This window comes from Shewanella colwelliana (assembly GCF_001735525.1).
In the GTDB taxonomy this organism is placed as follows: domain Bacteria; phylum Pseudomonadota; class Gammaproteobacteria; order Enterobacterales; family Shewanellaceae; genus Shewanella; species Shewanella colwelliana.
Window position 1 is genome coordinate 1 of sequence record NZ_MCBT01000049.1, and the last position, 13,093, is coordinate 13,093.

The window sequence follows — 13,093 nt, forward strand, 5'->3', positions numbered from 1 at the left end:
CACAGAAGGTGAGCGATTTGCCTTCGCTGTCTACGTTAAGAGTGAGAGTGTTGCTGTTGCTGATCTCGGTGCCATCTATGCGCCAACTGAATAGGCTCGCGCCTTCGGTTCGAGAGGCGTTATCAGTGTAGCGGTAATCCCCGGTCAGCGGGGTATTGGCTACCGCTTGCGGCAGAATGCTCAAGTCACTAGCAACGGGGGCGATATAGCTGCCGATGATGGTTTGCGTATCGCAGACCTCCGTGCCTTGCTTGGGCTCTCCAGTGAGTGCCACTGGGGTAACACAGAATGCTAGGCTTTTGCCTTCGCTGTCAGCGGGTAGAGTAAATGCCAGTCCGCTGCCGCTGTCGACCCCATTGAGACGCCAACGTGTCAGGCTTACTCCTTCTAAATCGGCATCGGCATCACTGTAGCTGTAACTGGCCGTAGTGGCGCTGCCAGGTTGCAGTGGGGTGGCGATAACGACATCACTCGCTACGGGGGCACTGCCATTTTTGGGAAGAATAATAAGGCTTGGGCTGCAGACTTTCGCCCCAGTGTCGTTGTTACCAAAAGATGCCTTTGGGGTGACACAAAATTTGATCCATTGGTGTTCAAAGCGTTTATTGGGAGTAAAAGTGGTTGATGTTGTAATTAACGCATCGTTGACGAGCCATTCAATGATGGAGTCGCCTTCGCTTCTTTGTGCATTGTCACTGTAAACATATTGCGCACTGAGCAATGTATCGACCTCGGCATCAGGCTCAATGGCTAAGTTATTCGCTTTGGGTGGGGTAAATATTTCTGCGGTTGGGAACCCACCGTCATCACCATTACATGCACTGAGCATGAAGGTGAGTGTCAGCGCGATTAATATAGGGCTGATTTTGGCAGATAAAGTACTTATGGATGGCTTGTTATTCACTCATTTACCTTTTGATATCAACAACACTAAATTAGTAATTTCAGGTGGGTAGGTCTTATTTTGTGGGCAGTGAAATTACAGCCTTACAAAATATTATATAATATATCTTATTATTATTTGTTGTGAGTCAATTTATTGTCACTGTTGAACGATAGACTATTTGTTCAGCATGCTGTTGGCAGTTTGTATACTGACTTTTATAGCATTTGAGATTTTTTGATTGCATAAATGATGCTGGACATTACTTAGCGTAGTTCAGGGACCACATGAATACATTTATTAGAGGAGCCTAAATGCACAGCGCCGATGAATTCATTCAACATTTACAGCTAGAGCAGCATGTAGAAGGGGGGTACTATTGCTCATCTTATCGTTCTGCACAGCAGTTTGATGACGCTCGCCAACTCTGGACCAGTATCTATTTTCTATTACGTGATGGGGAGGTGTCTAACTTTCATCGCCTAACTGCGGATGAAATGTGGTATTTCCACGCGGGTCAATCGCTGACTATTTATATGATTGATGAGCAAGGAGAGTTGACCACAGCTAAATTGGGACTCGATTTTGCTGCCGGTGAGCGTCCGCAATTTTTGGTACCTAAGGGGGCTATTTTTGGCTCTGCAATGAATCAGCCGGGATTCTCTTTGGTAGGTTGTATGGTCTCACCTGGTTTTACTTTCGATGATTTTGAATTGTTTGGCCAAGAAACACTGTTAGCGATGTACCCGCAACATCAACAGGTTATTGAGCGTCTGAGTCGTAAAATAAAGAGTTAACGCGACGGTTAATCGAGCTGATAGCAACAAGAGAAAGGGACGCTTAATGCTCCCTTTCTCATCTTATGCATCTGGAGATAACCCGTTTTCGCTCAGTAATCTAGGCCTGGTGACTAAGGCTGCTTGCTGAGTACCTTGTCAATATCAGCAGCGCTATGACGCTCAGTGAGCTGTTCCCAGTCTTCGCCAAATGAGCGGTTAACGATACGGCCACGTTGAACGCCCTTACGTTGCTCAACCATTTTTGCCCAGCGCATCACATTGGTATAGGTGTCGACTTGTAAAAACTCGGCCGCATCATACAAATTACCTAACACTAGGTTGCCATACCAAGGCCAAATCGCCATATCGGCAATAGTGTATTCATCGCCAGCAATATATTGATTATTAGCAAGTTGCTTATCTAAAACGTCTAATTGGCGTTTAACTTCCATGGCGAAGCGATTAATTGGATATTCTTGTTTTACATCGGCATAGGCATAAAAATGCCCAAACCCACCGCCTAAGAATGGCGCTGAGCCTTGGGCCCAAAACAGCCAATTAAAGGTCTGAGTACGAGCATAACCGCTCTTGGGTAAAAACTGCTCAAATTTTTCTGCAAGGTGAACGAGTATTGAAGCTGACTCAAAGACATTAACCGCTTGCTTCCCTGTTTTATTGACTAAAGCGGGTATTTTGGAGTTTGGATTTACGCCAACAAAGCCTGATGAAAACTGATCTGACTCACCAATGTTAATGAGATAAGCATCATACTCGGCTTCTTGTATGCCTAGCGCTAATAGCTCTTCTAGCATAATGGTGACCTTCTGACCATTTGGCGTGCCTAGCGAATAGAGTTGAAAATCATGTTCACCAACAGGTAAGGCCCTATCGAACCTCGCTCCCGACTCAGGGCTATTAATGTTTGCCCATTTATTGCCGCCACTTGTGTCATTGACCCACACTTTCGCTGGAGTATATTCATTCGTCATTGTAATTCCTTATCGTTTGCGCCGTACCTGAGATTAACTTAATACTGATATCGGGGCATTTTTCTCGGTTAACACCCTGTTCAATATAACTCTTTGCTATGTATTGGTCTGACAGAGCATAAGAGAGCGAGAAAAAATGCCAGTCAAGAGACTGGCATGTTAGCGGACGAGTAAAATCTACGTATGTTGACGATTACCAAATACGTACACGCTCATCTTCTGCAAGGTAGAGTTTGTCGCCTGGTTTTACATCAAAGGCCTTATACCAAGCATCGTGGTTACGTGGTGCTTGAGCACGGTAGCGCCCCGGTGCATGAGTGCCACCACGCAGTTGATTTAGCATGCTCTGTTCGGTGCGTTTTTCTTTCCACACTTGCGCCCAAGCAAGGAAGAAACGCTGATCGCCTGTTAAACCATCGATCACAGGAGCTTCTTTGCCGTTAAGGCTAAGCTGATAAGCGTGGTACGCCATGGCTAGACCACCTACATCACCGATGTTTTCGCCGAGGCTGTTGCGGCCATTGACGAAGTTGCCCGGGATAGGCTCATACTGACTATATTGCTCTGCTAAGCGATCGGCTTTGGCATCAAAGGCGGCACGGTCTTCATCAGTCCACCAGTTACGCTGAATACCGTTGGCATCAGACTTAGAGCCTTGATCGTCAAAACCATGGCCCATTTCGTGACCAATCACAGCACCAATACCGCCGTAGTTCACTGCTGGATCGGCGTTAGGATCAAAGAATGGAGGTTGTAAAATAGCGGCTGGGAAAACAATCTCGTTAAATGAGCTGTTGTAGTAAGCATTCACTCGTTGTGGTGTCATGCCCCAGCGATTGCGGTCCGTCTTTTGTAACTCTTTGGCCACACTATCGGCTCTAAAGTACTGTCTGAGGTTTTGAATGTTGCCCACTAAATCTGTTTTTGTCAGTTTTAGGCCATCAAACTCTTGCCATACATCTGGGTAACCGATTTTAGGATTGAAGGCTTTGAGCTTTGCATGAGCATTGACCTTAGTTTCATCACCCATCCAATCAAGGCCATCAATACGTTGACCTAACGCGGTGCGCAGATTCTCTACCAGTTCAGCCATCTGCTGTTTGGATGACTCTGGGAAGTAGCGCTTCACATAGACTTTACCAATGGCAAAACCTAAAGACTGGGTACCTGACATTTGGGCGACAGCGCGTTTCCAGCGTGGACGTGGCTCTTGTTGACCACTTAAGGTTTTGCCAAAGAAGTCAAAGCTGGCTGCGTAGATATCTTCAGATAGTAGCTCGGCGTTGTTTGTGAGGGTATGGAAGATTAGGTAGTCTTGCCATACGTTAAGGTCTTCCTTGCTCACTAGCTCGATCATCGCTTTGATTGGATCGGGTTGCGAAATATTTAGCTGTGGGACTTGGTAACCCGTTTGGGAAAAATAGAGATCCCAATTGAACCCAGGGTATTCTTTAGCTAAATCTTCACGCTTGATTTGGTTTAGGGTCAAGTCGCGGTTACGGCGTTTCTCTCTTGGCCATTGACCCGCTGCCATTTTGGTTTCCAGCGCTAAAATAGCGTTAGCACTCTTGGCTGCTTCTTTTACGCCAGCAAACTCAAGCATCTTAGCGATATGAGCGACGTAGGCTTCACGGATCTTAACAAAGCGCTCGCTATCTTCGAGGTAATAAGAGCGATCAGGCAAACCTAGGCCACCGGCTCCTACAGACATCTCATATTCGTTAGGGTTAAGGCGATTAAACCACATACCACCGCCAATCGGCGAGCTGCCACCCACTAACCAAGATTGCCCAAACTTCTTGGTTAAATCATCGGTCGACTTGATAGCCGCAATATCATCTAAGGTGCTTTGAATTGGGCTGATCCCGAGCTTATTGATGGTCTCGGTATCCATATAAGCATGATAAAAGTCAGCGATAAGTTGCTCTTCGCTATTAAGGTCGGTGCGGCTAGCAATGTCGTCGATGATCTCTTTGACCTGTTTTTCACTGCGCTCTGCTAACCCTGTAAAGGCGCCGTAACGGGTTTTATCAGCAGGCATGACATAGTGATCATACCAATTGCCGCTGGCATACATGAAGAAGTCATCACCAGGTTTAACCTCTAAATTACGGGCGGTTAAATCGACACCGAAACTGCCGAGTTCTGCTTTGGTGGCTGGAGCGCTGGTTTCAGCGACGGCTTGAGTGTTGTTGACATCAGATGTGCCACAGGCACTGAGGAAAGTGGTTGCCAGAGCAATGGCGATTAAGGACTTTTTCATTGTTATATTGATTTCCTTGCTAGTGGAGAGGTGCTGTTAATTAAACAGCTCTATCTTGTAAGACTACTGATAAAAGTCAACCTTAGAATTGTTAGCAAATTTTGGTTCATTAATACGGTATGGCGGCAGCCAGCAATAGCTCAGGACACTTGCGGCATGAGTCAACGGTTATTGATGACTGACCAACTGCCGCATCATGGTGACTGAGGCGATCAGATTTTAATCTGCTTAAAGTAATTAACCATAGTGTTAACATTTTTGTAAGCGCTTACAAATTGTCTTGCCTATTCTTATTGGTGCGATTAATCTGGTTTTGATAACAAGTAGAATGACTGCATTCGATTGCAACTTGTGAGCGCTACAATATGTTTGCTAAGTTGAGAGATTGTTAACGCAGTATCTACTCTGCATAAGATGTCTGCGGTTTTATAGAAGAGAGTATCTGTGTTTAATGGGATAATTTGACGTTGCAGTAACGTTTCCCCCTCCCTCTTTTTGCAGAACTTAGTTGGCGACGACAGCTGGCTACATTTAATTATTTACACCTGACGCAGAAACCAAACAATGAGGTTTTGGCGTTATATTTGGAGTGGCAATGAATAATAATACTTCCACCATGATCCAACTCTTATCACCTTTTAATGGGGTGAGCTGTTCTTTAGAGCAGGTGCCTGATGCCGCTTTTGCTCAAAAGTTGGTGGGTGACGGTTTTGCAATTGATCCAACCTCAAACGTTTTACATGCCCCATGTGATGCCAAAATCACTCAAGTTCATCCCTCTCAACATGCTGTCACATTAACTACAGAAGCAGGCGTTGAGATTCTGCTTCATATTGGGGTCGATACTGTAAAGCTAAAGGGAGAGGGGTTTAACGCATTGGTGAAGGTTGGCGATACTGTTGCCGCCAAAACCCCCTTGGTGGAAGTTGATTTAGACAAAGTTGCCTGCGGTGTTAAAAGCTTACGCACCGTTGTGCTACTGACAGACAGAGAGCGTATTGTTAGCTTAACGCCAACAACTGCTAAGCGATTAGCGGTTGGTGATCTACTGTTCAGTGCTGAGCTTGCTCAAGCGGGGGCTGCGGTGGTGAAGTCTAGCGACATGCTTCAGTCTGCGTCGATAAAGGTGATTAATCCAACGGGGATCCATGCTCGCCCTGCCGCGGCAATTGTTGGAGCACTAAAACCATTTACCTGTGACGTCATGCTAGAAAAAGCGGGTGAGCAGGTTAATGCCCGAAGTGTCGTGGCCTTAATGGGGTTAGATATCGCCTTTGGTGACCAAGTGGTCATATTGGCAAAAGGCCCTGATCAGCAAGCGGCTATTGATGCATTAAGTGCGGCGATTGCCTCAGGTCTAGGAGAAGAGGGGGCCAATGAAGCGGCCAGCGACACGGCGGACAAGGCGTTCGATCCGTTTGCTGAACCTTCACTGCTGCTGCAAACGAGTCAAGATCCGCGCCAATTAGTCGGAGTTGAAGCGTCTCCCGGTCAAGCGAAAGGGCGTTTATATGTGATCAACGCCGAAGTGCCTAAATTCGATACCTTCGCAAGTGACCCAACAGCCCAGCGGCAGAAACTGGATCACGCCATCAAGATAGCCGATGCAACACTGATTGAGCTAGTCGATGAATTACGCGGTAAAGCGATGGGCCAAAAAGCAGATATTTTTGTGGCTCACCAAGAGTTACTGGCCGATCCCGACCTCTATGAAAAGTGCTTAGTTGAGTTACAACAAGGTAAATCTGCTCCCTATGCCTGGGACAAATCGGTTTGCCGTCAGGCTGACAAGTTAGCGGCGATGGGCAACCAATTGCTGGCTGGCCGCGCTGCGGATTTGGTTGATGTTGGCAATCGAGTGTCGCGAATTTTAGCTGGGCTACCGCAAGATACGATTCCAGAAGCATTACCCGAAAACACGATTATCGTTGCCAAAGATTTAGCCCCATCAGAAACCGCCAAGTTGAATCCTGCTCAGGTGCTGGGTATCTGCACCACCTTAGGTGGGGCGTCTAGCCATAGTGCGATTTTGGCTAGAGCCATGGGGATTGCAGCCATGGCTGGGGTGGAAGCTAAGGTGATGGAGTTACATGGCACCCAAGTTTTACTCGACACTGCAAAAGGGTATCTGCTGCTGGAGCCGACAGATTCAGAGCTGGCTGAACTCAGCCACCAACAAGCGGCAAACGAGCAGCTCAAGGCGTTAGCCTTTGCGGATAAAGATAATACAGCAGTGACAACAGACGGCGTGCAAGTCGAAGTGGCGGGTAATATTGCTAAGGTTGCCGAAGCTGAAAAGCTGGTGGCGATGGGCGGTGAAGCCGTTGGCTTATTGCGTTCAGAGTTTCTCTATCAAGAACAAACCTCGGCGCCCTCTGAGGCGGAGCAAGAACAAGCGTATCGTCAGGTGCTGACCACCTTAGGTGAGCGCCCACTGGTGGTGAGAACATTAGATGTTGGCGGTGATAAGCCCTTGTCATATTTACCACTGCCTAAGGAAGATAACCCGTTTCTTGGCGAGCGCGGTATCCGTGTTGGGCTCGATAAACCCGCTGTGTTACGACAGCAGCTCCGCGCGCTACTGAAAGCGGCGAGTGCCGGGCGACTGCGCATTATGTTCCCTATGGTCGCTTCACTGTTTGAGCTGAAATTAGCCAAACAGGTGCTGCAAGAGGAAGCCGAAAAATTGGCTATCGATACCAGTGGCATCGAGGTTGGTATCATGATTGAGGTTCCTTCTGCAGCAGTGATGGCGGATCTACTGGCAGAGCATGTGGATTTCTTCTCTATTGGTACCAATGACTTAACCCAATACACCTTAGCGATTGATCGTGGTCATCCTAAGCTTGCAGCCATTGCCGATGGTTTACATCCCGCAGTGCTGCGCCTTATCGATATCACAGCCAAAGCCGCTCATGCTAAAGGCAAATGGGTTGGCGTTTGTGGCGGATTAGCAGGTGAAAAAGATGCAGTGCCTATTCTTGTCGGACTTGGTATCGATGAGCTGTCGGTGAGTGTCCCCTCTATACCAGAGGTTAAGCATCAAGTACGTAGCTTAAGTCAGCAAGCATGTCAGAAAGTGGCTGCCGACGCGATGGCCTGTGCTGATGCAAAGGCGGTGCGTGAATTGATGCATGCCCCTAACACGTTAATCGCCGTCACTGGCGGTGTGGCCTCGGCGTAAACGCTTAGCAGCTTATTAAAATAAAAAGGTGTCTACTATGACAACAACTACAATCAGTGCAGCTAAACCGAAAAAGGCCGTGATGGCAGGGGCTTTTTCCGTACTACAAAAAATAGGCAAATCGGTGATGTTGCCCGTGTCAGTGTTACCCGTGGCCGGTATTTTACTCGGCGTGGGCAGTGCAGGCTTTAGTGTTGTGCCTGACATCGTTAACACCTTGATGGTGCAAGCGGGCGAGGCGATCTTTGGCAATATGGGGCTGCTATTTGCTATCGGTATCGCACTTGGTTTTGCGAAAAACGATGGTGTCGCTGCGATGGCTGCATTAGTGGGTTATGCCATTATGACAAAAACCATCGGCGTGATGTCTCCAGGTACCGATGTAGGGGTGTTAGGTGGCATGATCGCGGGTGCGATCGCCGCTTACTCTTTTAATCGTTTTTTCAAGATTCAGCTCCCGGCGTACCTTGGCTTCTTCTCTGGCAAGCGTAGCGTACCGATTATTACCGGTTTTGGCGCTATATTCACCGGCGTTATCTTGTCGTTTATTTGGCCACCCATAGGCCATCTCATCGAGACATTTTCTCACTGGGCGGCCAATCAAAACCCTACTTTAGCCTTTGGTATTTACGGTGTGGTAGAGCGCTCACTTATTCCTGCGGGTTTGCATCATGTGTGGAACGTGCCTTTCTTTTTTGAGGCGGGCAGTTGTGTTGACAGTACAGGCAAAGCTGCTAATGGTGTGTTGACCTGTTATTTGCAAGCGGATGAGGCAAGTCGTGCTGCGGGGAATGGCTTTGGCCAGCTTGCTGGGGGCTATCTGTTTAAGATGTTTGGTTTACCTGCCGCGGCAATGGCCATTTGGCACACAGCACGCCCAGAGAACCGTGTGATGGTTGGTGGCATTATGATCTCGGCCGCTTTGACCTCATTCCTAACGGGGATCACAGAGCCGATTGAGTTTGCGTTTATGTTTGTTGCGCCGCTGCTGTATGTGGTGCATGCCTTCATGGCTGGTTTGGCTTATGTGTTAACTAATATGCTAGGCGTGGTACATGGCACTTCATTCTCCCACGGATTGATAGACTTTCTTGTGCTATCAGGTAAGTCTGAAAATATCGGTCTGTTGGTGATGCTCGGTCTGGCCTATGGGGTACTTTATTATGTGGTGTTCCGCTTTTTGATCACTAAGTTTGATCTGAAAACACCAGGCCGTACCGATTCAGAAGCTGAACTGGTTGGCGGTGAGGGTACTGAGCGTGCGCGTAATTTTATCGAGGCTTTTGGTGGTCCGCAAAACCTAGTTAATGTGGACTCATGCATCACCCGTTTACGTATGGATGTTGTGGATGCCAACCAAGTAGACCATGCTCGCTTAAAACAGTTGGGCGCTAGCGGCGTGCTAGTGTCTGGCCATGCAGTGCAGGCGATTGTGGGAACCATAGCTGAAGTTACCCGTACCGAGATTGACGAGATGTTGGCGTCTGGCGGCTTTGTTGCTCAAGAGGCTGTAACTGAGCAACCCGTGGTAGCTGCTACGACGACGGCTGTTGATGCGGTGCAAGCTACCCAATTAAAGGCGTTGCTGACGGGGCTGATCTCATGTCGCACTATTGCCGATAACCGCTTGCGAGTCGAAGTGAGTGACAGCAGTTTGCTAGACGCTAAGGCTCTGCAAGCACTAGGTGTGCAGGAGGTCTTGGTGCTAAACGATAAATTAGTTCATCTACTGTTTGTTGGTAATACCCAGAGGTTAGCCCAAGCGTTGAATGATACACCCAGCGAATAAGCTGAAGGTCTGTTGACAAAAAAGCGCTTATTGCGATGGCAATAAGCGCTTTTTTAATGGTCAGAATATGTCTAATTAAGACTATAGAATCGTGAACACAGATTCGGCGGCTAAGCGGGATTTAGGCAGGTTAGCATTGTAGTCTTCGTCGGTGTGATGGTAGCCAATCGCTAGCCCTACTTCACAGATAAAACCATCCAGTTCCGTTTTGAATATCTCGCCGATCAGCTCGCTATCGACGCCTTCCATTGTGGTGGAATCTATGCCTAGTCTTGCTAAGGTATGTAAGGTATTACCTAAAGCTAAGTAGGTTTGCGATTTTGTCCAAGCCGCCGTGTTACCGTGTTCATCAGTGTTGAGCTCGGCGAAGGCAAATCCACCAAATGCTTGCTCTCTTTCCTCTGGCTTAGTACGGCCATCCTCAATGCCTTTATCCACGACTTTAGCGTAATCATTGCGGGTGTAATTGGGATTGTGAGCAAACAAAATAATGTGCGATGCAGACTTTACATGAGGCTGATTAAACTGGAATTTGTTGGCAAAGGTATCATGCATGCGCTGTTTTGCCTCGTCACTTTCAATGACGATAAACTTCCAAGGTTGAGAGTTAATGGATGATGCCGACAGGCGCATTGCCTCATAAATGACATCAAGATCGGCTTGTGGAATGCGTTTTGATGCATCATATCTTTTGGTGGTATAGCGGTTTGCCAAGTCAGCAATAATTGGGTGAGTCATAATAAGATCCATTAATCAGGTTAAACGGTTTGTTCGGTAACAATCGACTAAAAAATTAGGCGACTTGTGTCATTTCATTCAGGGTGAACTGGTCAACAGAGCCTTCGGTTGCAGCAATATATTCGGCAATATGGCTGCTGGCCAAGTGTGCTTGTAAGTGTTCGGTTGATGTCCAGTTTTCATAGAACACAAAGTGTGCTGGATTTTGATTATCTTGATGAAGGTCATAGTTGATGCAACCCTCTTCAGCACGTGTGACAGCGATGAGCTTAAGCAGCTGCGTTTTGACTAACTCGACTTTGTCTGGTTTGGCGATAATATTTGCAACGATAGTAAGCTGTGCCATGGTGCGCTCTCTTGCGTCAGTTAAATGGGGTTACGCTGTGGATGGAGCGATAATAGACCTAATAGCTAAAGATAAAAACAGTGAAAATAACGAATGATTATCAATAAAAAATTGACAATAGGCGGGTTCGAGTCAAAGCTGGTAAGAGTATAGCGCTGATGGCTTTCAGTGACGCTATCCAGGAGGGGAAGAAATTGCGCTGTGACGGGCGTCTGCGAATATCAGTTCGCGATAAGGTAATACTTCTAAATGTTATTCCCACATCACATTGACGTTGGCATCGATAGCCGACTGAAGTAGCGCTATCACTGGTAAGGCTCGACTACGCAAGCTGACATCATGCTCGTCATCGTTATCATCATCTATGGTGGTGTCAGTTGTCATGTTGGTTTTATCGTCGACTGCGATCATTAGTTTTTGCAGTGCTGCGGGTAGCTCTTCTGGGCGAAATGCACCAGGCACGGTGCCGCTGTGTCCCATGATGTTGAGTAGGTGGGTAGCAATATGGCCAAACAGGGTGATCTCTGAATAGTACTTGGTTTTAAAGGTGACCAGCATGGAGACTCCTTGGTATAGGAAGAGAAAGTGGCTGTTGAAGAAGCTATTTCAGTATGAGCACATCGATGGTGGAGTGCCAGCCTACAAGTTGGAAATTAAGGAAAAAGATGGGGGCAAGATGCCCCCAATGGAGTCAAATACGTTTATTTAGACTCTTCTATCTGGCGTATATCCATAATTGGCATAACACCTTCGCCCATCATTGTCGTTGGTAGTTTGCCGTCCCACGCCTGTGCTTCAGTTAGCTTAACGATAAGCGGGTTGTTTTTCAGTGCTTTGGCCTTGGCTTCAATTGCCTGTGCTTCAGCCATCCCCTTTAGCAGAATCGATTGTGCTTCAGCTTCGGCAACTTTCAAAATCCCCTTCGCTTTGGCATCTGCCGTGTTTACCGCTCTGAGTGCTTCAAGGCGTTGGCGCTCAAGTTTATGTTCTTCGGCTGCGGCAAGGTTTTTTTCGGTTTGTTTGATCTCAATCGAATTGATATATTTTTGCGGCAGAATGATGTTTTCTATCTGTATGTTATCGACGATAACGGGAAACCCTGCCATCTCTTCGGCTAAGCGACGTTCAATCCCTTGAATTGCACTGGCTCTGTCTTGGATCAGTTGTTCAGCCTCAAATTGTGGAATAGTGTCTTTGGTGGCTGAGCGGAAACGCGGGTCGAGAATACGTTGCTCAAACTGGGTGAGTCCGCCATAGCGTTTGAATAGGTCTAACGCCGCTTCTTTATTGACCGTCCAGTTGACTGAAACTTCGATGGTGACAGGCATCTGTTCTTTGGTGCTCGACGCCATTTTTTCAGCATTTTTACGAGTACGGACTTCGATCATCTCTACCGTTTCAATGAACGGGATCTTAAAGTGCAATCCTGGGTTCTGCTGATCTTTAGCTTCGCCAAAACGTTTGACAACACCAACATGGCCTTCAATGACGATGAAGTAGGAGTTGAATACGGCGATGATTAGCAAGATAATTGGTAACGTTTTAAAGAGGTTGGACAATTTTAACCATTGGCCTATTTTGGTAGTTTGTTGCAGCATTTGAGTATCCTTTCTAGTTATGCGTAGCAAAGATACCAGTTTGTTACCTTTTTCGAAACATTTGTTGCAGTATGGAAGGGGTTGAGCTTTCTATTGGCTCACCCCTGCTGATTTTGAATTTTAGGTGATGCGCAACTATTCACTTTTTAAACGTTGAAATAGTGAGTCTTTTAGTTCTGCTCTATCATGTTTTAGTAGATGCATGGCCTCATCATCAATGGGGGCACCGTTGAGCTCGAGTTCTCGGATCTCTTTGTCCAATGCATTGTAGCGGCTGGCGTCTTTTAGAAAGGCGGGGTCGTTTTGAGACAATTTAACAATGACGGTTTGATACTCAGGGAACTCATTAATAAGAGAGTGATCTTCTCCTAGCATAGTAACTCCTTGTAATTAGACAGTTAAAAAAACAGTATTGTTACCACCTAAGTAAAGCTAACCCAATGACGAATTACAAGCGTTTAATCCAGCTTTATGGATGAAAGTTGAAGTGGATCAATTGTTTTATTTGTTCATAAAGTCAACAG

At 46.8% G+C, this 13,093-nt stretch carries 11 protein-coding genes; 3 read left to right on the top strand and 8 right to left on the bottom strand.

Annotation, left to right across the window (positions count from 1 at the left end):
• Nucleotides 1–904: hypothetical protein (locus BEL05_RS20520; RefSeq protein ID WP_217629875.1), on the bottom strand; the 904-nt coding region annotated here is incomplete at its 3' end.
• A gap of 293 nt (nucleotides 905–1,197) precedes the next feature.
• Between BEL05_RS20520 and BEL05_RS20525 the strand changes: the two genes are divergently transcribed.
• Complete coding sequence (locus tag BEL05_RS20525) at nucleotides 1,198–1,680, top strand: cupin domain-containing protein (RefSeq protein WP_069672279.1); 483 nt, start codon at nucleotides 1,198–1,200, stop codon at nucleotides 1,678–1,680.
• Between the two features lie 113 nt (nucleotides 1,681–1,793).
• Here BEL05_RS20525 and yghU read toward each other — a convergent pair whose 3' ends face one another.
• Nucleotides 1,794–2,651: a glutathione-dependent disulfide-bond oxidoreductase gene (gene yghU / locus BEL05_RS20530; RefSeq protein ID WP_069672280.1), complete on the bottom strand. Its 858-nt coding sequence runs from the start codon at nucleotides 2,649–2,651 to the stop codon at nucleotides 1,794–1,796.
• 193 nt (nucleotides 2,652–2,844) lie between these two features.
• Nucleotides 2,845–4,914: a M13 family metallopeptidase gene (locus BEL05_RS20535; RefSeq protein WP_069672281.1), complete on the bottom strand. Its 2,070-nt coding sequence runs from the start codon at nucleotides 4,912–4,914 to the stop codon at nucleotides 2,845–2,847.
• Between the two features lie 595 nt (nucleotides 4,915–5,509).
• Between BEL05_RS20535 and ptsP the strand changes: the two genes are divergently transcribed.
• Both ptsP and ptsG read left to right on the top strand, forming a co-directional pair.
• A complete protein-coding gene (gene ptsP, locus BEL05_RS20540) occupies nucleotides 5,510–8,098 on the top strand; it encodes a phosphoenolpyruvate--protein phosphotransferase (protein WP_069672282.1) in 2,589 nt (862 codons plus the stop codon).
• 37 nt (nucleotides 8,099–8,135) lie between these two features.
• Nucleotides 8,136–9,887, top strand: coding sequence for a PTS glucose transporter subunit IIBC (ptsG, locus tag BEL05_RS20545; protein ID WP_069672283.1), 1,752 nt, complete (start codon nucleotides 8,136–8,138; stop codon nucleotides 9,885–9,887).
• An 81-nt stretch (nucleotides 9,888–9,968) separates the two neighbouring features.
• Here ptsG and BEL05_RS20550 read toward each other — a convergent pair whose 3' ends face one another.
• The 5 genes from BEL05_RS20550 to BEL05_RS20570 form a co-directional block, all read right to left on the bottom strand.
• On the bottom strand, nucleotides 9,969–10,625 hold the full coding sequence (locus BEL05_RS20550; RefSeq protein ID WP_028764311.1) for a nitroreductase family protein: 657 nt from the start codon (nucleotides 10,623–10,625) through the stop codon (nucleotides 9,969–9,971).
• 55 nt (nucleotides 10,626–10,680) lie between these two features.
• A complete protein-coding gene (locus BEL05_RS20555; RefSeq protein WP_069672284.1) occupies nucleotides 10,681–10,971 on the bottom strand; it encodes a putative quinol monooxygenase in 291 nt (96 codons plus the stop codon).
• A gap of 252 nt (nucleotides 10,972–11,223) precedes the next feature.
• A complete protein-coding gene (locus tag BEL05_RS20560; protein WP_028764309.1) occupies nucleotides 11,224–11,529 on the bottom strand; it encodes a DUF1840 domain-containing protein in 306 nt (101 codons plus the stop codon).
• Nucleotides 11,530–11,672: 143 nt separating this feature from the next.
• Entirely contained in the window at nucleotides 11,673–12,569 is an 897-nt protein-coding gene (locus BEL05_RS20565) for a prohibitin family protein (protein WP_028764308.1), read from the bottom strand.
• 135 nt (nucleotides 12,570–12,704) lie between these two features.
• Nucleotides 12,705–12,944 carry an HP1242/YdcH family protein gene (locus tag BEL05_RS20570; protein ID WP_028764307.1) on the bottom strand — a complete coding sequence of 80 codons (240 nt, stop codon included), beginning with the start codon at nucleotides 12,942–12,944 and terminating at the stop codon, nucleotides 12,705–12,707.
• Nucleotides 12,945–13,093 lie beyond the last annotated feature (149 nt).

Coding starts and splice junctions, on each gene's coding strand:
- BEL05_RS20555 (WP_069672284.1), bottom strand. CDS start 10,971: ATGGCACAGCTTACTATCGTTGCAAATATTATCGCCAAACCAGACAAA.
- BEL05_RS20550 (WP_028764311.1), bottom strand. CDS start 10,625: ATGACTCACCCAATTATTGCTGACTTGGCAAACCGCTATACCACCAAA.
- BEL05_RS20525 (WP_069672279.1), top strand. CDS start 1,198: ATGCACAGCGCCGATGAATTCATTCAACATTTACAGCTAGAGCAGCAT.
- BEL05_RS20570 (WP_028764307.1), bottom strand. CDS start 12,944: ATGCTAGGAGAAGATCACTCTCTTATTAATGAGTTCCCTGAGTATCAA.
- BEL05_RS20560 (WP_028764309.1), bottom strand. CDS start 11,529: ATGCTGGTCACCTTTAAAACCAAGTACTATTCAGAGATCACCCTGTTT.
- ptsG (WP_069672283.1), top strand. CDS start 8,136: ATGACAACAACTACAATCAGTGCAGCTAAACCGAAAAAGGCCGTGATG.
- BEL05_RS20565 (WP_028764308.1), bottom strand. CDS start 12,569: ATGCTGCAACAAACTACCAAAATAGGCCAATGGTTAAAATTGTCCAAC.
- yghU (WP_069672280.1), bottom strand. CDS start 2,651: ATGACGAATGAATATACTCCAGCGAAAGTGTGGGTCAATGACACAAGT.
- ptsP (WP_069672282.1), top strand. CDS start 5,510: ATGAATAATAATACTTCCACCATGATCCAACTCTTATCACCTTTTAAT.
- BEL05_RS20535 (WP_069672281.1), bottom strand. CDS start 4,914: ATGAAAAAGTCCTTAATCGCCATTGCTCTGGCAACCACTTTCCTCAGT.